The organism is Winogradskyella ouciana (genome assembly GCF_009709615.1).
Taxonomy (GTDB): Bacteria; Bacteroidota; Bacteroidia; order Flavobacteriales; family Flavobacteriaceae; genus Winogradskyella; species Winogradskyella ouciana.
The window spans coordinates 317,726-336,443 of record NZ_WJYA01000002.1 but is presented as its reverse complement, the minus strand read 5'-3'; the positions used below and the strand labels follow the sequence as shown (position 1 = coordinate 336,443).

General features: G+C 34.6%; 21 protein-coding genes. 5 read left to right on the top strand and 16 right to left on the bottom strand.

The features are described from left to right. Positions 1-4 precede the first annotated feature (4 nt). The 8 genes from F1003_RS16895 to F1003_RS02265 form a co-directional block, all read right to left on the bottom strand. The gene (locus F1003_RS16895; RefSeq protein ID WP_155087581.1) at positions 5-211 is read right to left on the bottom strand and encodes a GDCCVxC domain-containing (seleno)protein; all 207 of its coding nucleotides are present in this window, start codon (positions 209-211) and stop codon (positions 5-7) included. Further along, entirely contained in the window at positions 211-804 is a 594-nt protein-coding gene (merTP, locus tag F1003_RS02290) for a mercuric transport protein MerTP (protein WP_155087580.1), read from the bottom strand. The genes F1003_RS16895 and merTP overlap by 1 nt, the downstream gene beginning before the upstream one ends. After that, positions 804-1,163, bottom strand: coding sequence for a DUF3703 domain-containing protein (locus F1003_RS02285; protein WP_155087579.1), 360 nt, complete (start codon positions 1,161-1,163; stop codon positions 804-806). Before F1003_RS02285 ends, merTP begins: the two co-directional genes overlap by 1 nt. A gap of 56 nt (positions 1,164-1,219) precedes the next feature. Beyond that, complete coding sequence (locus F1003_RS02280) at positions 1,220-1,633, bottom strand: Fur family transcriptional regulator (RefSeq protein ID WP_155087578.1); 414 nt, start codon at positions 1,631-1,633, stop codon at positions 1,220-1,222. Positions 1,634-1,635: 2 nt separating this feature from the next. After that, positions 1,636-3,822 carry a TonB-dependent receptor gene (locus F1003_RS02275; protein ID WP_155087577.1) on the bottom strand — a complete coding sequence of 729 codons (2,187 nt, stop codon included), beginning with the start codon at positions 3,820-3,822 and terminating at the stop codon, positions 1,636-1,638. 49 nt (positions 3,823-3,871) lie between these two features. Continuing rightward, positions 3,872-4,192 carry a DUF6660 family protein gene (locus F1003_RS17240; protein WP_368732348.1) on the bottom strand — a complete coding sequence of 107 codons (321 nt, stop codon included), beginning with the start codon at positions 4,190-4,192 and terminating at the stop codon, positions 3,872-3,874. Between the two features lie 349 nt (positions 4,193-4,541). Next, positions 4,542-5,339, bottom strand: coding sequence for a DUF1963 domain-containing protein (locus tag F1003_RS02270; RefSeq protein WP_162306877.1), 798 nt, complete (start codon positions 5,337-5,339; stop codon positions 4,542-4,544). A gap of 270 nt (positions 5,340-5,609) precedes the next feature. Next, complete coding sequence (locus F1003_RS02265) at positions 5,610-7,079, bottom strand: serine hydrolase domain-containing protein (protein ID WP_155087575.1); 1,470 nt, start codon at positions 7,077-7,079, stop codon at positions 5,610-5,612. A gap of 219 nt (positions 7,080-7,298) precedes the next feature. Here F1003_RS02265 and F1003_RS02260 point away from each other — a divergent pair, with 219 nt between their 5' ends. Further along, positions 7,299-8,366 (top strand): tyrosine-type recombinase/integrase, encoded by a 1,068-nt coding sequence (locus tag F1003_RS02260; protein ID WP_155087574.1) that lies wholly within the window; start codon positions 7,299-7,301, stop codon positions 8,364-8,366. 15 nt (positions 8,367-8,381) lie between these two features. Here the strand turns inward: F1003_RS02260 and F1003_RS02255 are convergent, their stop codons facing one another. The 7 genes from F1003_RS02255 to F1003_RS02225 all read right to left on the bottom strand — a co-directional run bounded on the left by F1003_RS02255 (position 8,382) and on the right by F1003_RS02225 (position 13,829). Beyond that, positions 8,382-8,771 (bottom strand): VOC family protein, encoded by a 390-nt coding sequence (locus F1003_RS02255; protein ID WP_155087573.1) that lies wholly within the window; start codon positions 8,769-8,771, stop codon positions 8,382-8,384. 20 nt (positions 8,772-8,791) lie between these two features. Next, complete coding sequence (locus F1003_RS02250) at positions 8,792-9,535, bottom strand: YebC/PmpR family DNA-binding transcriptional regulator (RefSeq protein WP_155087572.1); 744 nt, start codon at positions 9,533-9,535, stop codon at positions 8,792-8,794. Between the two features lie 192 nt (positions 9,536-9,727). Continuing rightward, a complete protein-coding gene (locus F1003_RS02245) occupies positions 9,728-10,015 on the bottom strand; it encodes a 4a-hydroxytetrahydrobiopterin dehydratase (protein WP_155087571.1) in 288 nt (95 codons plus the stop codon). Between the two features lie 189 nt (positions 10,016-10,204). Further along, positions 10,205-11,038, bottom strand: coding sequence for a sugar nucleotide-binding protein (locus tag F1003_RS02240; protein WP_155087570.1), 834 nt, complete (start codon positions 11,036-11,038; stop codon positions 10,205-10,207). A gap of 27 nt (positions 11,039-11,065) precedes the next feature. Then, positions 11,066-12,151 (bottom strand): glycine cleavage system aminomethyltransferase GcvT, encoded by a 1,086-nt coding sequence (gcvT, locus tag F1003_RS02235; RefSeq protein ID WP_155087569.1) that lies wholly within the window; start codon positions 12,149-12,151, stop codon positions 11,066-11,068. Positions 12,152-12,261: 110 nt separating this feature from the next. Further along, positions 12,262-12,771 (bottom strand): DUF421 domain-containing protein, encoded by a 510-nt coding sequence (locus F1003_RS02230; protein WP_155087568.1) that lies wholly within the window; start codon positions 12,769-12,771, stop codon positions 12,262-12,264. Next, on the bottom strand, positions 12,768-13,829 hold the full coding sequence (locus tag F1003_RS02225; RefSeq protein WP_155087567.1) for an endonuclease/exonuclease/phosphatase family protein: 1,062 nt from the start codon (positions 13,827-13,829) through the stop codon (positions 12,768-12,770). The genes F1003_RS02230 and F1003_RS02225 overlap by 4 nt, the downstream gene beginning before the upstream one ends. 242 nt (positions 13,830-14,071) lie before the next feature. Here F1003_RS02225 and F1003_RS18445 point away from each other — a divergent pair, with 242 nt between their 5' ends. Beyond that, positions 14,072-14,389, top strand: coding sequence for a four-helix bundle copper-binding protein (locus F1003_RS18445; protein WP_497986917.1), 318 nt, complete (start codon positions 14,072-14,074; stop codon positions 14,387-14,389). Between the two features lie 15 nt (positions 14,390-14,404). Continuing rightward, on the top strand, positions 14,405-15,931 hold the full coding sequence (locus F1003_RS02220; RefSeq protein ID WP_155087566.1) for a GH3 family acyl-acid amido synthetase: 1,527 nt from the start codon (positions 14,405-14,407) through the stop codon (positions 15,929-15,931). Here F1003_RS02220 and F1003_RS02215 read toward each other — a convergent pair. After that, entirely contained in the window at positions 15,928-16,491 is a 564-nt protein-coding gene (locus F1003_RS02215; protein WP_155087565.1) for a hypothetical protein, read from the bottom strand. The genes F1003_RS02220 and F1003_RS02215 overlap by 4 nt on opposite strands. A gap of 189 nt (positions 16,492-16,680) precedes the next feature. On the opposite strand from F1003_RS02215, the gene F1003_RS02210 reads away from it, so the two are divergent. Beyond that, entirely contained in the window at positions 16,681-17,943 is a 1,263-nt protein-coding gene (locus tag F1003_RS02210; RefSeq protein WP_155087564.1) for a putative DNA modification/repair radical SAM protein, read from the top strand. After that, complete coding sequence (locus F1003_RS02205; RefSeq protein WP_155087563.1) at positions 17,944-18,717, top strand: TIGR03915 family putative DNA repair protein; 774 nt, start codon at positions 17,944-17,946, stop codon at positions 18,715-18,717. It abuts the gene before it with no gap. Position 18,718: the final 1 nt, after the last annotated feature.

Below are 18,718 nucleotides of genomic sequence, written 5' to 3'. Positions count from 1 at the left end.
AGTTTTAACAACAACTTTTGTTTTGTTGAATTGGTGGACAAGGAACTGTTCCATAAGAACAATACACACAACAATCTCCTTCGTTTGGTTTTAGAACCGTTTTACAATGCTCACACTCGTAAAAGAATTGACAAGCGTTATTAGGCATATCTTCCACTTTTTTATGTCCGCAGTTAGGGCAAGTGATTTCCGATTTTAGCATAATTTTCATTAATTTTCTTTTTTATTAGTTACTTTATAACCTGTAGAATTAATTGCTTTCTCAATTTCCGCTTCATTGGTTTTGGTTTTATCAAACTCAATGATTGCGTTACCATTTTCGTATGATGTTTTTGAGTTTACAATTCCGTTAAGTTTATTTACTTCGTGGTTTACGTGTGCTTCACAACTGGCACAGGTCATTCCGCTAATTTTATATTCTATTGTTTTGATATTTGATTTATCAACGATAACCATTTGTTTCTCTGAATTTGGATAAAATATACTTGAGTAGTATGGGAACGCCAACATCACTACTGCGAATATTGTTACAATGCCTAAAAAGGTTTTTGACTGCATAAATTTTGGTTTTTCATCCGTTTCACATTCACAGTCTATTTCTTTTTCTGATTTTAATTTTTGATACCAAGCAAATCCAAGAACTAAAACTGTCAGTCCAATTAGATAAGGTCTAAAAGGTTCTATCCAAGAAAATGCTGAAGCAATTCCGCTTGTTCCTGCGATTAGAGCCAAAACTGGTGTAATACAACATAATGAAGCTGTGATTGCTGTTAGGATACTTGTAACCGTTAATTTATTTTTCATTATATATCTAATAATTTTTCAATGTCATTTGGAATTGGCATACGTTTTAATGGTAGCACGTTTGCACCACCTGTATTGCCAAGTGGTACGTAATTTATAAATGATTTCCAGCCACCCACAAGCAACCTAATTATTTGTCCTATTACCTCTTTAGTGTCTTTATGTCGAAATCCAAATTTTAGCATTAACCAATGTGAATAGGTATGTTCTATTGGATAAGATTGACCTATGATATGACTGCGTTCTAAATGATACCAAGCATCACAAAATCGCTTATTTTCTAAACAGAAACTGTATTGTTCTAATTCTTCGTTATACGCCTTTTTCAGATGTTTAGGTATTTTAGTATTAAACTTCATATCCTCTAATTTTGTATAAATGTACTGTAATTATAAGTGCAATGGTTGTGCAATAATTAACCACTACACTTAGCGCAAATACCTTTTACCACCAAGTTCACATTCTCTGACACAAAACCATCAGGTACTTTAATTTGCGGTATTTTATGTTCTGTTAGGCAAATGGTTTCATTGCAATTGTTACAATGGAAATGTAAATGCAAATCGTTTTTTATATCACAATTACATCCTTCTTCACATAATGCATATTTAGTAATTCCTGTACCATCGTCTATTTGATGAACAATAACATTCTCTTCAAAGGTTTTAATGGTTCTGTATAAGGTAGTTCTATCTGCTTTTTCAAATGCATTTTCTATATCACTCAAAGTTACTGCTACCTTTTTTTCAGCAAGAAACCTATAAATTAATAAACGCATTGCGGTAACACGTATATTTTTTGACTCTAATAGTTGTTCTATTGTTTTCATAATTAATCGTGGTCTTCGTTACCAAATGGTTTAATAATAAGTCCTACACTAAATATAAAACCATCTGTAGGTGCATAAATCTCTGGAAAAACAGGATTGTCGTGTGGCGGTAAAACTAAAGGTGAAAATCTGCTTTGTCTTCTATCTGTAAAGTTTTCAAAATTTACAAATACACTTCCTAATTTAAAGTTACGCATAACCAATAAACCCATAGTTACAAAGTCTGTAGTTTCGGTTCCATTAGATAAAAACTGTTTTCCCGTATAAAAGGTTTCATAACCAATTCGCCATTTTTCAGATTCGTACATTAAAACACTACCTGCGTTATGTCTTGCGGTTAATGGCTTCTGTGGATTACCAGGTAAATAATTTAGTTTGGTATCAATAAGCGCATAGTTTAAAAACCATCTAAAGTCTTTGTAAGTAAATTTTATATTTGTTTCTGCTCCTTTACTTAAAATTTCATCTGGGGCATTTTCAAACTGAAATAATCCGTTATCTGTTGAATTTAAAAGCAATCCATCATTTATTGCAGTCACATAGAATAATTGGTTTATAGAAAAACCAATCTCATCAGATAATCGTGTTTGATAGTTTACATCGAAATTGATACCATAAGAACGTTCTGCATCTATTGTTGATTTATCTATGGCGAGGACATTTTCAAAATTAATATACTCTGCTTCTTCTGTAAAAATATCTGGAATCTTATACCCTAAACCTCCACCAATTCTACTTGAAAACCCACTATCATTTTTGTAGAGTAATGAAATTCTTGGAAGTGGAAAGAAACCGAAATCAGTATTATAATCTGCTCTTAATCCTGTTTCTAATATCCAATTATCTGATAAGTCATAAATATTATTTGCAAATGCTCCAAAGGTCACATCTTTTTGGTCTCGCTGTAGCGGTGCGTTATCATTTTCATCAAAATTTGAGGTATATAGATTAGCTCCAACTATCCAATCCGTTTTTTCTGAAACTGTGTTATATGAGATTTCAGTAAAGGTATTTGTCTGTTTGCCATCAAAATTGAAATCCGGAACTGTTAAATTCCTATCGAAAAAAGAGACACTATTTTTAAACTCTAATGAACTAACAGAATCTAATTGTGTTTGATATACCAATTGACTGCTTAATCGTTTTGAATTGTTTTCTTCAGTATATTGATGTATGCCATTTTCTCCACTTTCAATTTTGGTAATATCTCCACCAATTCTATCGTCATACGTTCCGTTTAACCCAAACCAAAGTGTTGTTTTCTCTGATGGATAATAAAACAATTTAGGATTAAAAGAAATTGATGTTGTTTTTGGTAGGTTGCTAAAGCCATCATCTTCTGGGTCGTATGCTTTTTGATAATGACCAGAACCATAAAGTGATACACCAAATTTTTCATTTCGTTTGCTATAAAAAACATTGGCTGTACTTCCTAACGTTTGTGTTTGTGTAAGCATTATATCTAATGCAGGTTCAAAGTCTGGTGTTTTAGATACCATATTTGCCAATCCTGCAATAGCACCTCCACCATAAAGTGTTGACGAACTTCCTTTAATAATTTCAAATTGTTGTAAGTCTAAAGGTGGGATTTGTAAAATACTCAAACCACTTGAGAAACCACCGTATAATGGAAACCCATCTCTTAAAAGCTGTGTGTACCTACCGTCCAATCCTTGAATACGAATATTGGTACTCCCACTACTTAATGATGTTTGTTGCATCTGTATTCCCGTACTTTCTCGAAGCACCATAGAAATATTAGTAGGATTCATTATAGCTTTTTCTCCTAATTCCTCTGCATCTATAAACTCTATACGTGTCGGTATTTTTCTAACGGTTCTCGTACTTCTTGAAGATTGCAGTACTACAGCATCTAATTGATTACCACCTTCTTTTAATTTAAAGACAAACGCTGTATTGCTTGGAATTTGAATTGTTGTTTCAAATGTTTCAAAACCTAAAAAGGAAATTATTATTTGATGCTGACCATCCGGTATTTCTGTAAAAGTTGCAATACCATCCAAATCGGTTACTGCTCCTTTTTCTAATGCTTCAAAATAAACCGTAGCACCCAATAAAGGCTCGTTTTCAGCTTCTGTTAGGACTTTTATTTGTATGTCTGACGTTTGTGCCTGTAACGATAGGCAAAGTATTAATATGAGCTTTATGCTCAATAGGTATTTATTCATTGAATTGTATTTGTAATTAACTAAATAATTGATTTAAAATCGATTTGTTTTAGCTGATTACTTGTGGCGGATGCCAAATATTGGAAAGGAAATTAAACCTATAAATAGGCTGATATGTAGAAATTAACTCCGTTGAGATTTCAATATTAAGTTTTAAATCAAATGTCTTGATGGGTTCGTAAGTTATTGTCATACCGCAACAATTACAAATGCAAGTTACAGGACATGAATCGTCGCTATCTTCTTGGTGGTTGTGATTTGTACTTATCTCGTCTTGATGCTGCTGGTCTTCTATATTTTGCCCATCAGAACAAGGCTTTGCTGAAAGCAATAGTATAATTAATGATAATATGATTGTTACAAATTTCACAATTACAAAGATAAAAATTTAATGATGCAATGGCGTTGCAAAGTTTTTTATTCCTATTGTCAAGAACGGAATTAGCGTTGGCAAAGAAACAGCTCTTTTATTTTTTTAAGCGTTGGCTTTTCGCGTTGGCAAAAAAATAAATGTGCTGTTTGCGCGTTGGCTTTTTTAGTTCAAACTTTCAATTTCAGAATGATTTTTCGCATTATGCACAACGGTTTTGTGTATGGTTAGTTGCGTGTTTCAGCAACTAATTTAGTAAACAAAAACGAACGCGAGAAAATTCCGAAGGAATTTTCCAAATAAGCAACGACCAAAGCAATTAATTATACACGTTGTTGTACGCAGTATTTTATGTCATTTGAAACGACATCTTTATATTATTAAAGTTCTTTTTTTCTAAATCAGTTTTTGATAGTCCGAAATAATAAGTTCCACTTCCACCAAATTTTGTCAAATCAGTATTCGAATCAAAACAGTCTAATTGTAACAACAACTCATAAGTTTTCGACAATTCCACTATATCATTCCATCTTTTTTTATATTCCGAACTTTCGGCTAAATAAAGACCTAATTCTTTTGAAGCGAATTCATAAACTACACTTGATTGGATTGACCTGTCGTATCCAAGAATTTGATGCATTTTATTTGAATCTTCGTAAAGTTCTTCTATTAGATATTCATCCGTAGGTTGATAAAAATAAAAGTAAAAATCCTCATATTTTTTCTCAAACTCGAATAGTTTGTAATTCTCATCGTCTGGTATTGTGTAAAATTGAAAATATTCGATTTCGGCTGTTTTAAATGTCTGATTTTCTTCAAGGTCATTTGGGAATTCCGTTCGAATGATATTTTCAGTTTCGCTGAATATAAATTTAAACGGTTGGTTTACTCCATTAAATTCATTCCATTCTTGGTCAAGACTCAAAAAGATGTAGAAAAATCCTTTTTTCGGCAAGATGTTTTCTTTGTCAAATTTTGTTATTTCAGCTAAATTATATTGAGCACAAAATAACATTGATTTGTTATCTTTTTTTGGCCATTCAAAGCCTTTTGGTAAATCAGGTTTCCCACCAATTTTAGATTTTCCAACTTTTACGTTTTTATCGTCACTCGGTTTAGTCCTAATTCCAACAGTTGGTCTAATCATTTTGATTAGTTTTTCTTTGTCAGATTGTTCAATTTCGATTTCTTCCGAATTCCGAATAAATGACTTTATTTTATCTAAATTATTTTTTCTGAAACTTAACATTTATTTCTGCGTAATGTTTTTCGGATATTGCTCACAACGGTTTTGTATAAGATTAGTTGCGTGGTTTAAGCATTAAAGTTAGCAAATAAATCACAGATAGAAAGTCCGCGAGGACTTTCGTAAGTAGGCTAGAAGCAAGCAATTAATTTTATACGGTGTTGGCAATAGTTATTTCTCGCTGTCGTTTAATTCAATTTCAACATTCAGATTATCTCTTGTTAAAATCACAGATTTTGGTTTTCCATCTTTTATGTTGAATTTTAAAAAATTTGGATAGTCAATGATTTTAAATAATCCATTTTTCAAGTAAACCATTTCACTATTTTTTTGTCCTTTAAAATGTTCAAAGAATGGGGATTCCACGTAAAGGCGGTCATTTTTTTCTAATATTTTGGCTGGCATTCCTTGTCCGTAAAGAAAGTCTTCATAAGTGCCAATCAAACTTATTTTTAGGTCATTGGGTATTTCCTTTGTTTCCTCTTTTGGCAACTCTTGCTCCCAATTCATAAGAGATAAAAGCTTTATTCGAGTTTCGTCAATAACTGGAAAACGATTTGGTTTTTCTCCATTAGCAAGAAAAACAAAACCATTCCCATCTGTTGTAGTGGCAAAAATATCACCACCAACTCCAGTATTGGAACCATTGCACATAAACCAATCGTAGTTGTCAAAACCAAATGACCTTTGCCATCCATAACTCCAACCTCCGACAGCATCTTTCAAGGCTGTAACTTCTATTGCTTTTTTGGCAACATTATGAGAAATTATCTTGTTCTCTTTATTTCGTAAGGCATTTTGTATTTCTATGGTTAATTTGGCTAATTCAGTCGGTGTTGACCATAATCCTGAAGGTGCAACTTGCGGTGTTATTGGCAAACCTGTTTTTATAACCTTGTTGTCCTTGTCGTGAACAAGAGCGACATTCGTTAAAAATCCTTTTTGGTTGGGCTGAATCATTGTTGTGTTTTTCAAGTCGAGAGGTGAGAAGATGTATTCATCTGCAAGTTCTGCAATTGACTTATTTAAAGTGTCCTCTAATGCCATTTGAACAATAACATAACCGCCTCCGCTATAAGACCAACTTGTTCCTGGTGTAAATAAAAACTCAATTTCTTTGTCATATCGTGGCAATTGCCCTAAAAGACTTTGTTTTATTGTTGGAATTGTATCTCCTTCGTAAAAGTCTGCAAAACCGTGTTGGCTTGTTCCAGCCGTATGATTTAAAAATTGTTTCCAAGTCGGATTTTTGTTTTCAGTAAATTGGCTCTTGGGCAAATGCCAACGTTTAAGATAGTTGTCTATTGGTTCATCTAAATCGATTAATCCTTTTACCTCTAATATAAAACATAGAAGTGCGGTTATTGGTTTTGAAATTGATGCTGTAGAAAATGCCGTATTATCGTCTATTTTTTCATCAGAATTTGTTGATTTAAGTCCAAACTGGTTTGAATAAACTATGTCATAATTTTCAAACACCACAAGACTAAATCCTGCAAGTTTATAATTTTCTAATTTTTGGTCAATTTTTAAACTGTCAGTAAGAAAGCTAAAATCTTTTTGTTTGTTTAATTCATTTTTGTTTGATTGACAACTCGAAATTGCCGTTGTAAGAAATAGGAAATAAATAATATTTTTCATTGGTTGTTTATTATAAGACGATTGAGTTTTGATTGTGTTACGCGAGGTTGGTTATAATTATTGCCAACTCGTATATAACTCTGTATATACGTTTCTGTTACCGAATATAAGAATTATTTGCAAACACCCAGCACCAAAGACGTAAATAAAATTATGATATCGTGTGTATTGTATAACATATTTGTTATTTTTATACCACACATTATATAAAATACCTGTATGGATTTTAATAAGTATACCTTCGACGTCGCCGTCCATAATCAAAAGAAAGTGATCCTTGTAAAATTTGACTACGATGTAGCCCTAAAAAATGCGCTACGTCAACGGTTTCCGTCAGCACGATGGAGTGCCTCAAAAAAATCATGGTACTTACCAGATTTACCTTCGGTAAGAAAAGCGCTAAACCTAAAACCACAAAACACGGTAGCGGAAAAGGCAAAGCGACTTCACATGGTTAATCAACAAGCTTATTTAGATTTAAATGAACAACTCACCTTAAAAAGGTATAGTCAAAGTACCAAACGTATATACCTCGCCGAATTTTATCACTTGCTCAATTTGCTCGACGATTATTATGTTGGCGATTTAAACCCTAAACGGTTAAAGGATTATTTTCTCTATTGCATTAAAGTAAAGAAAATGGGCGAACGAAAGATGAACGGAAAAATCAATGCCATTAAGTTTTATTTTGAGCAGGTACTGCACCGACCAAAGATGTTTTTTGATATTCCGAGGCCAAAAAAACCACAGACCTTGCCAAAAATGCTCAGTAAATCTGAAGTAAAGAAACTCTTTAGGGTTACCACAAACTTAAAGCATAGAATTGCACTGCAATTATCTTATGGCATGGGATTAAGGGTCTCTGAAGTAGTAGGGCTAAAAATAAATGACATAGATAGCAAACGTATGGTAGTGCACGTAAAGGGTGCAAAGGGCAAAAAGGATCGTTATGTACCACTGCCCAAAAGTATTTTGCCTGCACTAAGGGAATACTACAAAGTGTACCGACCAAAACTATATCTGTTAGAAGGACAATATGGTGGTGCCTATGCTGTATCTAGTTTACAGCAGGTTTTTAAAAACGCCATGAAAAAAGCGCGTATAAAAAAAGAAATCGGTATCCATGGGTTACGGCATTCCTACGCTACACATCTATTGGAATCTGGTGCAGATATGCGTTTTATTCAAGAATTATTGGGCCATAATTCTATAAAGACCACACAGGTTTACACTAAAGTAACACCTCGTAGTAAATCTAAAATAACAAGTCCTTTGGATTCTCTTTAACAGTAGGGTAGAAGCTTATTGTTCATTAAAATCGTTGACCTCAATCCAATAGCCATCAACATCTTGAAAATACACCTGAATCACTCCGTCTTTTCTGATGTAGTCCTTGTTTGGTGAGTTCACCCAATCCGAGTAGTCTATTTTTAAAGCGTCCAAACGTTCTGTAAAAGCACTGATATTGTCAGTGGATACAGCAAAATGCACTGCTTTATTGGTTTTAATGTCGGCATTGGGTCTTGGGATGAGATGCAATTGTATGTTATCATCAAAAGCTAACCAGCGCGTTTTAGAGTCTGAAGCTGTATTTTCTATGTCCTTAAGTTGAAAGACCTTTTGGTAAAACTCAACAGCGGCAGTAACATCCTTTACCGAAAGTGCTATATGATTAATTGAAAATTTAGACATCGATTAACTGCTACAGCACATTACGCTGATTCTTCCATGGTATGATACACGTTCTGTACATCATCATCTTCCTCCAGCTTTTCTAAAAGCTTTTCTACATCTTCCGCCTGTTCTGGTGTTAATTTTTTGGTCACTTGTGGAATACGTTCAAAACCAGAAGATATAATCTCAATATTGTTTTCCTCTAGGTAAGATTGAATGTTTCCAAAACTCTCAAAAGGTGCATAGATCATTACGCTGGTAATTTCTTCGCCATCTTCATTTTCGTCGGTGTCCTCAAAAATTTCTTCAACACCAAAATCAATAAGTTCCAGTTCCAATTCTTCCAAATCCAGGTCATCACCCTTAATCTTAAAATTACAGGTGTGGTCAAACATAAAAACTACGGAGCCAGAGGTGCCTAAACTACCATCGGTCTTATTAAAGTAAGAGCGCACATTGGCCACCGTACGTGTATTGTTGTCCGTAGCTGTTTCTATAAGTACGGCAATACCGTGTTGGGCGTAACCTTCAAAAATTACTTCTTTATAATCCCCTTGATTTTTATCACTGGCACGTTTTATGGCACGCTCAATATTGTCCTTGGGCATGTTTACGGACTTGGCATTCTGAATCACCGCTCGTAATCTCGAATTGCTATCAGGATCTGGTCCACCTTCCTTTACAGCCATTACAATGTCCTTACCTATACGCGTAAAGGCCTTGCTCATGGCTGACCAACGTTTCATTTTTCTTGCTTTTCTAAATTCGAAAGCTCTTCCCATTGAAAATTATATTTTCATTTCCGTGAACCTGCCTGCCGGCAGGCAGGAACGGAAATCTAGTTATGTTATAAGTTATTTAAAATGCCTAAAGTTGTTTTGAAGGCAAAGCAAATTTAAAAAAATATTGAATGTATTAAGAACCTATTCGTAATTAAAGAACTGCATACTGCGAACTGAACACGGCTTACTGAATTACTCCTCAACTTCTACGATAGCCTCAATGGCTTCGGCAAGTTTAAAGTCCTTATTGGTAACACCATCAGCATCGTGCGTAGAAAGCGATATTTTCAATACATTATAAACATTGCTCCAATCCGGATGGTGGTTTTGTGCTTCGCACTCAAAAGCGATTCGGCTCATGGCACTAAAGCAATCCTTGAAGTTGTCAAATTCAAATTCGGCATGGATGGCATTGTTATGATATTCCCAATCTGGGAAGCGAAGTAATTTTTTTTCAATGGTGGATTCGTCTAATTTCATGTATTTGGATTTATGCTTAAAATTAAATAAATCCTGATAAGGTTACAACAATTAAAAAGTATTTATTTTTCAGAAAGCTTGAAGCACGAAGCACGAAGCACGAAGTATGAAGCAGGAAGCGTGACGAGTAAGTATTGACTTTAAAATATTGCCTAGCCATACTGCATACTGCCAACTGAAGACTGCAAACTATTTACAAACTTCTTCTAAAACAAAATCACTAGTTACCTGAAGGTGCTTAGGCAGTTTATTGAATTTCGGTAAAACCGCTAGATAACGATCTTCGTTGGTGGTAAACACATGCTTTAACTTCACCTTGGTTTCTGTAAATTGGGCAATGATGCTTTTTATAAATTCATCATGATGTACTAAATCCGTACTTCCTAAATGAAACACACCATGTTTTTCCCTGTTAATGATGTAGTGTATTTGCTGTGTCACTTTTTTATCGAGTGTCACATTCATGATAAGATTCGGAAAAATTTCAACAGGCTCTTTTTCAGAAATATGCTGTTTTATTTCTTGAATTCTAGGACAATTAGTACCAAAAACCATAGGTAACCGTAATACGGCAACTTGTTTTTTTGGCAATCGCAGTAGCATATTTTCGATCTTAATTTTAAAATGACCGTAAATACTATGGCTTAGGGTTTTATCTTGCTCGTAACTCGGATATTTACTGTAAGCATCAAAAGCATTGGCAGAAGAAAGAAAAATGATTTTACAGCCAAATTCTAAAGCGTATTCTGCAACGTGCTGATGGGCTATGGTCTGTGCATTAAAATCACCACGTAACGCTGAGATAATAACCGTGGGTTTGGTAACTTCTAGTATTTCATAGACATCATCCTCTTCGACATTATAATGAAAGAATTGTTTGTTCTGCTCAAATTCTCTTTTCGGAGTGCGATAGGTGCCGAAGGTTTTAAAGTAAGGGCCCAATTCCTTATAAATGGCATGGCCTAGGTAACCACTTGCGCCAAGTATTAATATGCGATGTTTAGTATTTATAGTCTTCTTCATTAATCAATCTACCTTCTAATACAATGGTTAAGCTTTTTTGTAAAACGGTAACTTTACAACGGTTGCAGGTATGGCTTTCTTACGTACTTGAATAAAAATTTTACTATCTGGTTTAGAAAATACGGTTGGCACATAGCCCAAACCAATACCAATGCCCAAACTTGGGCTCATGGTACCTGATGTAACGTTACCGATAATTTTACCATTACCATCAACGATATCATAACCTTGACGTGGAATACCACGTTCGTCTAATTTAAACGCTACTAATTTGCGTTCTGGTGTACGCTCTTTTTCTGCCTTAAGCGCTTCGCTATTGGTAAAGTCCTTAGTGAACTTACATACCCAGCCCAAACCGGCTTCAATAGGAGAAGTGGTATCATCAATATCGTTGCCGTAGAGGCAATAACCCATTTCTAATCTAAGTGTGTCTCTTGCTGCTAAACCTATGGGCTTAATGCCATAATCTGCACCAGCTTCCATAACCTTATCCCAAACTTGTTTTACTTCAGCGTTTTTACAGTATATTTCAAATCCTCCACTACCAGTATAACCCGTTGCGGAAATAATAACATGCTCAATCCCAGCAAAATCACCAACAACGAAATTATAGAATTTTATTTCCGATAGATCGTGACTCGATAAGGATTGCATAGCTTCAACAGCTTTTGGGCCTTGTATGGCCAATAAGGAATAATCGTCACTTAAATCGCGCATCTCAGCACCAACGTCATTTTTTGAGGAAATCCAGTTCCAGTCTTTTTCAATATTACTGGCATTAACGACCAGTAGGTAGGTTTCATCCTTAATTTTATAAATAATTAAGTCGTCAACAATACCACCATCGTCATTTGGTAGACAGCTATATTGGGCTTTTCCGATGGTAAGTTTAGAAGCATCGTTACTAGACACTTTCTGAATAAGTTCTAAAGCATTTGGGCCTTCAATGAGGAATTCTCCCATGTGCGACACATCAAAAACACCAACAGCATTACGTACGGTTTCGTGTTCTATATTAACACCTTCGTATTGTACTGGCATGTTATAACCTGCAAAAGGTACCATCTTTGCACCAAGTGCTTTATGTGTTTCGGTTAATGCTGTGTTTTTCATGATAACGCTGTTTTATAGGATAATTTTCAACAGCGCAAAGCTACATAAATTTTAAGTTTTATATTTATTATATGGAGCTTAAAAGAGGTATTTAGAAGAATACTTTTTTGCTAAAAATCTAGCAACCACTCATCAATGGGTCTATCATCAGAGCCATGTAATACAGAGATATCTCCAGTAGATTCAAATACAACAGCTTTAGCTTCAGATAGCTGTATGACGTTGGCTTCACGCAATTTGGCCTTTAAATCGGAAATGGTAACCTTACATTTTTCTAAACTACCTTCTATGATTTCACCATCTTTCATTAAGAGTGTTGGTTTATTATCCATAAACTTTCTTATTACTTCCCATTTTCTGGCGTGTGCAACACCCATTTGTATGGCATAAATAGACATTAAACCAGCAATACCACTTTGAAGTGAAACTGATTTTGAGATAACCACTGTTGCCAATATGGAACCAATAGAAACGGTCATGGCAAAATCGAAACTAGACATTTTAGAGAAACTTCGCTTGCCGCTTATACGTGTTAATAGAACTAGTGCAATATAAGTTCCTAAAGCTGTTAGTAAAATAGCTAAGACATTATCATCTGCTGAGTAAAACCAATCTTTCATTGTGATTTAAAATTTTTAATTTGTTCGTTAACCCTATTTAAATCCTCTTGACTAACATCTTCAGGTGCTTGTTCAGAAGCGCGTTCTGGTTCGAGAGAGAATTCGGCATACACAGGAAAATGGTCTGAAGACGTCTCAGAATATACTTCATAAGACTTAAATCTAAATTCCTTAGTACAGTAAATATGATCTAACGGCCAGCGTAACAGAAACTTCTTGGCATTGTAAGTACTGTAAATTCCTCGGCCTATTCTGGGATCTAACGTTTTACTGACTGTTTTAAATAATTGATTGGTGCTAGACCAAGGTACATCGTTAAAATCACCAATGACAATTGTTGGATATGATGTGTTCATTACCTCTTTGGCAAGGATCATCATTTCTGCATCCCTATCCGTAGATTTTGGATTGTGCTGTGGCATAGGTGGAGTAGGATGTATAGCGTGAATTTTTACCGTATCCCCAAACCTGGTGATGACTTTGCTATGTATAGACGGAATATCATCTTCTACTAAAAACTTCAATTGTGGGTCTACAAGCTCTAATTTAGAATACAGTAACATACCATAGGTATTGTCTAAAGGGTATTCTAGTTTATAGTCATAATCGTTTTTAATCGCATTATATATCTCATTTCTCCAACGCTGGTTAGCTTCTGTAAACAGCATTATATCTGCATTAGATGACTTAATTGCATCGATAATAACTTGCGTGTCTTCATTGTCTTGATAAACATTGGCTGTTAAAACACTCAATGAATTTTTGGCATTATCGGTAGCTTTTAACATATCCTCATCTGCGAAAGTAGTATAAGGGAAAAATTTGATGAACTGAAAAATAAAGCATGCCACTAAAATGGTTATAAAGGCATAATCCCCTTCATTCTTAAAATCAAATTTTATAAAATAAACAGTTAAAGCCAGTGCTGTCAAGAAGGTAAGCTGCACATGCGGAAAATCAAAAACCCTTATCCACCAATAATCCACCGCAAAAATCGGTGCTATGGTAATTAAAATAGCAATAATTCCAAATCCTTTCAAAAAATGTTTCAGTGTCATTGGTCGATGTATTGGTTAATACTTTTTAAAATATTGATTATTTACATAGTTTCCTAAGATTTATTGATTTGAGATAATCTATTTATGTATTGTGTTAAAATTTGCCTAGAAATGCGTGCTGTTAAGCTTCGTTTCAATTTATGAAAGAAGTATTGCTTATGAGTTAATATTATTGGCTTTTGAAACATTAAAATTTAATTTGAATTCTGAATTTTACGTAAATCAATAAAAATAGTTCTAATATGGAAAGTATAGTTAAATCTTGTATAGAAGCATGTCAAAAATGTTTAGTGGATTGTCAGAACTGTCTTGTAGAAATGGCAGGTGTGGAAAGTATTAATGATTGTCCTAAATGTTGCGTACAATGTATCGATGCGTGTTATATTTGTATAAAAATGATGGCAGCCGATAGTGCTTATGCAAAACAGTACGCTTTGTTATGTGCGGAAATTTGTGAGTATTGTGCGGACCATTGTGGTGCACATCATCATGAACACTGTAAAGTCTGCGAAAAGTCCTGTAGAGAATGTGCAGAGCTTTGTAGAAAATATGCAGCTTAAACCTTAATGAAATAAATGGCAATACTTGGTAATATTATAAAAGGTGTAATTCACCTAAAGGATGCTTTATCTTCTGAGGTCAATCACCAGGAAGCTCAAAGCGAAACATTGGTACATCTTCTAAAAGAAGCAGAGGATACCCAATTTGGTAAGCATTATAATTTTGATGCTATTTTAAAAAGCACTGATCCAGAGAAAGCCTTTGCCGATAGCATTCCTTATTTTGATTATAATAAAATCAATGAAGAATGGTGGCACAAGCTTCACGATGGTGAAACTGATGTCACATGGCCAGATAGTCCTACATATTATGCATTAAGCTCTGGTACAACGGGAAAGACCAGCAAACGGATTCCGGTAACGGATGAAATGATTGAAGCTATTCGTCAAGCTGGGATTAAGCAGGTCTTTGCATTAAAGAATTTTGATCTTCCAGCCGATTTTTTTGAAAAGGAAATTATGATGTTGGGAAGTTCAACCGATCTGGAAGAAAGAGACCAACATCTTGAAGGTGAGATTAGTGGTATCAGTGCTAGTAATATTCCTTCTTGGTTTAGAGGATATTACAAACCAGGTGAAGACATTGCCAAAATTGACGATTGGGATAAACGTGTACAGCGCATTGCTGAGCGTGCAAAAGATTGGGATATTGGTGCGTTAAGTGGTATTCCTTCTTGGATAGAGTTAATGCTTCAAGAGGTTATCAATTACCATAATCTTAATAACATCCATGAGATTTGGCCTAACTTACAGGTGTATACTTCTGGAGGTGTAGCTTTTGGACCTTACGAAAAGAGTTTCAATGCGCTAATGGGTAAACCTGTTACTGTTATTGACACCTATTTGGCTTCCGAGGGTTATATAGCAACCCAAGTCAGACCAGAAACCGATGCCATGCAGCTCAACACTGATAACGGTATTTATTTTGAATTTGTACCGTTTCAACCAGAATATATCAATCAAGATGGTTCCCTTACTAAAGATGCTCCATCCATAACCTTAAAGGATGTAGAGTTAGGACAAGATTATGTTTTAATTATTAGTACTGTAAGTGGAGCATGGCGCTATCTTATTGGTGATACTATAGAATTTACCGATGTAAAGCGTGCCGAAATTAAAATCACAGGCCGAACCAAATTCTTTTTAAACACAGTGGGCTCTCAACTGTCCGTTAATAAAATGGATGCTGCTATGAGAGAATTAGAAGAACAATACGATACCACCATTCCAGAATATACTATTTGCGCAAAAAGAGGTGAGGATGATGAGTTTTATCACTTTTGGTATTTAGGCTCAGAATTAAAAAATCCTGATGAAAAAGCTATAGCAGAATCTCTGGATAACGCTCTAAAAAGTGCAAATAAAAACTATAAAGTGGCGAGGAGTAAAGCACTACATGGCGTAAAGGTGAAAGTGGTGTCACCAGAATGTTTCTATGATTGGAACGAGCGTAACAAAAAGAAAGGCGGCCAAGTAAAAATGGAACGTGTAATGGGCGAAGAAAAGTTTAAGGAATGGGAAACATTTGTTAACGACGATTAATCGTCTTTAGCCTTTTCATCTCGCTGTTTTACCAACTCCATAATCTCTTCTGGAGATAAATAGTATTTCTGTATTCTATCTTTATAGGTTTGTGTAATTTCGGCATGATTTAGTATAAAACCCTTAGTTTTTAGAATATAATCTTCCATACCAAAAGCTACGGCAAAACTATCTGCAGCACGCTCAGCTTCAACAATGTGATTATCTGACAGCAAATATTTTATCCCGAACCAAATTAAGTTGAGTTTACTGCGATTTTGGTAATCCATAATATGTCCAAGTTCATGGCCAATCCAACCAATAAAAATATCCTTAGGGATATGACGAGTCATAAATTCCTTGTCCGAAATCTTAAAAGATTCACTAATCAATATGACGTACTTTCTGTTTTTTCTACTTCTAAAAAAACTTCCAAATGTAGGTCTGGCCTGCATGGTCGATTTTTTAATATTTTTTTTGAATCTAAACTCTATAGAAGTATTTTCTAATGCTGGATAGTAGGATAATGCAGTATTAACTTCATTAATTATAGACTCGGGAATACGATGTTGGGCGCTCATAAAATTTAGCGATAATAAAAGTATTATTTGGATTGTTGTAATGTTTTTCAACATATGCAATAGTATAATAAAAATTTATGGCATCCCATAAAATTTTATTCTAAATATATTGGTGTAAAGCTACATATTGTAGCAGTACAATACTACAAATATTGGTATATTTGTAAATATAATACGGAGGTCCTCAAATTGTCGTTTCAACGTACCCAAGAAAAACTTAAAATACTAGCAGACGCAGCTAAATACGATGTATCGTGTTCATCGAGCGGAAGCAATAGATTTAATACCACCAAAGGATTGGGTGATGCCACAGGTATGGGCATTTGCCATTCTTACACCGAAGATGGTCGCTGTGTATCACTATTAAAAATACTGCTTACCAATTATTGTATATTCGATTGTGCTTATTGTGTCACCAGAAAAAGTAATGATATTAAACGTGCAGCCTTTAAGGTGCAAGAAGTTGTAGATCTTACTATTAATTTTTACAGGCGAAATTATATAGAAGGTCTCTTTTTGAGTTCAGGAATTTTTAAGAGTGCCGATTATACCATGGAGCGTTTGGTTGCTGTAGCCAAAAAGCTTAGGCTCGAAGAAAACTTTAATGGTTATATTCATTTAAAATCCATTCCTGGTGCATCAGATGAATTGATGCGTGAAGCTGGATTGTATGCTGACAGACTTAGCGTTAATATTGAAATTCCTACCGAATCTGGACTTAAGAAATTAGCACCAGATAAAAAACGCGAAGACTTCATAAAACCTATGGTAAAGGTGAAGAATGAAATCATTCAATACAAAGCTGAAAAGAAAATTATAAAAAGCACCCCAAAATATGCTCCAGCAGGTCAGAGCACTCAGATGATTATTGGTGCTAGTGGTGAGAACGATTTTCAGATTATGCAGACCTCTAATTTCTTTTATAAAAATTATAATTTGAAGCGCGTTTATTATTCAGGTTATGTACCGATTAGTTATGACAATCGCTTACCACAGATTGGAACAGCAGTGCCAATGCTTCGTGAAAACCGATTGTATCAAACCGATTGGTTGATGCGTTTCTACGGCTTTGATGTTAGTGAAATACTAAATGAACAGCATCAACATCTCGATTTGGATATTGATCCTAAATTAGGCTGGGCGCTGCGTAATCTGCACGAATTTCCTGTAGATGTTAATACAGCAGATAAGCGGATGCTGGCAAGGATACCTGGCCTAGGGATGAAATCCGTTCATAAGATTATTAATGCTAGACGATTTAGACGTTTAAATTGGGAACATCTCAAAAAAATTGGAGTGGCCTTAAATAGAGCGCAGTACTTTATTATTTGTGATAGCAATCAATTTGAAAAACGGGATTTGACTTCGGAAAAAATCAAAGGATTGATTTTACAAAATTCCACAAGCAAATACAGAAAAAGCTTGAGTAACCAGTTAAGTCTTTTTGGGTAGATGCAAGCAAAAAATCTCATATATGATGGTAGTTTTGATGGCTTTTTAAGTGCAGTGTTCCATGTTTTCGAATTAAAATTGAAACATGTCACCATTCAAAATCAATTTGAAAATCAAAATGTTTTATTTTCAGAAAACGAGAACATTGTTACAGAAGAGACAAAAGCCAATCGTGTATGGAAAGGTTTAAAATCTCGTTTGTCTTCTCTTGGCAGATACCAATTATATTATGCTTTTTTAAGCGAACAGCCAGGGATCGAGGATGTACTATTGGATTATATACAGTATGCTTTTTCAAAAAGTAACCCTATTGATAAAGACTATTCGCATCCATCAGTATTAAAATTAGCGCAAACCGCCAAAATGGTGGGTAGAGAAAAGCATAGAATGGAGGCGTTTGTGCGATTTAGATTAACAAAAGACCATATTTTCTTTGCCAATATAGAGCCCGATTTTAATGTGCTACCTCTAATTCAAAAACATTTTAAACGGCGCTATGCGGATCAAAAATGGATGATCTATGACATAAAACGCCATTACGGATTATTTTATGATCTAGAAAAAGTAGAGATTATAGATATGGATTTCCCTACGAATTTTGATTTTACTAAAACCGATTCTGAATATTTTTCTGAGCAAGAGTTTGAATTTCAAAAACTATGGCAAGATTATTTTAAGGCTACCAATATTGGGTCTAGAAAAAACATGAAACTTCACATTCGTCATGTCCCAAAACGATATTGGAAATATCTAAGTGAAAAACAACCAGAATAGC

Bases quoted from the DNA above. Each gene is read 5' to 3' on its own strand.
- F1003_RS02285 (WP_155087579.1), bottom strand. From the start codon at position 1,163: ATGAAGTTTAATACTAAAATACCTAAACATCTGAAAAAGGCGTATAAC.
- F1003_RS02255 (WP_155087573.1), bottom strand. From the start codon at position 8,771: ATGTCTAAATTTTCAATTAATCATATAGCACTTTCGGTAAAGGATGTT.
- F1003_RS16895 (WP_155087581.1), bottom strand. From the start codon at position 211: ATGAAAATTATGCTAAAATCGGAAATCACTTGCCCTAACTGCGGACAT.
- F1003_RS02205 (WP_155087563.1), top strand. From the start codon at position 17,944: ATGCAAGCAAAAAATCTCATATATGATGGTAGTTTTGATGGCTTTTTA.
- F1003_RS02215 (WP_155087565.1), bottom strand. From the start codon at position 16,491: ATGAGCGCCCAACATCGTATTCCCGAGTCTATAATTAATGAAGTTAAT.
- F1003_RS02245 (WP_155087571.1), bottom strand. From the start codon at position 10,015: ATGAAATTAGACGAATCCACCATTGAAAAAAAATTACTTCGCTTCCCA.
- F1003_RS18445 (WP_497986917.1), top strand. From the start codon at position 14,072: ATGGAAAGTATAGTTAAATCTTGTATAGAAGCATGTCAAAAATGTTTA.
- F1003_RS02240 (WP_155087570.1), bottom strand. From the start codon at position 11,038: ATGAAGAAGACTATAAATACTAAACATCGCATATTAATACTTGGCGCA.
- F1003_RS02250 (WP_155087572.1), bottom strand. From the start codon at position 9,535: ATGGGAAGAGCTTTCGAATTTAGAAAAGCAAGAAAAATGAAACGTTGG.
- F1003_RS02280 (WP_155087578.1), bottom strand. From the start codon at position 1,633: ATGAAAACAATAGAACAACTATTAGAGTCAAAAAATATACGTGTTACC.
- F1003_RS02275 (WP_155087577.1), bottom strand. From the start codon at position 3,822: ATGAATAAATACCTATTGAGCATAAAGCTCATATTAATACTTTGCCTA.
- F1003_RS02265 (WP_155087575.1), bottom strand. From the start codon at position 7,079: ATGAAAAATATTATTTATTTCCTATTTCTTACAACGGCAATTTCGAGT.
- F1003_RS02230 (WP_155087568.1), bottom strand. From the start codon at position 12,771: ATGAAAGATTGGTTTTACTCAGCAGATGATAATGTCTTAGCTATTTTA.
- gcvT (WP_155087569.1), bottom strand. From the start codon at position 12,151: ATGAAAAACACAGCATTAACCGAAACACATAAAGCACTTGGTGCAAAG.
- F1003_RS02260 (WP_155087574.1), top strand. From the start codon at position 7,299: ATGGATTTTAATAAGTATACCTTCGACGTCGCCGTCCATAATCAAAAG.
- F1003_RS02225 (WP_155087567.1), bottom strand. From the start codon at position 13,829: ATGACACTGAAACATTTTTTGAAAGGATTTGGAATTATTGCTATTTTA.
- merTP (WP_155087580.1), bottom strand. From the start codon at position 804: ATGAAAAATAAATTAACGGTTACAAGTATCCTAACAGCAATCACAGCT.
- F1003_RS02270 (WP_162306877.1), bottom strand. From the start codon at position 5,339: ATGATTAGACCAACTGTTGGAATTAGGACTAAACCGAGTGACGATAAA.
- F1003_RS02220 (WP_155087566.1), top strand. From the start codon at position 14,405: ATGGCAATACTTGGTAATATTATAAAAGGTGTAATTCACCTAAAGGAT.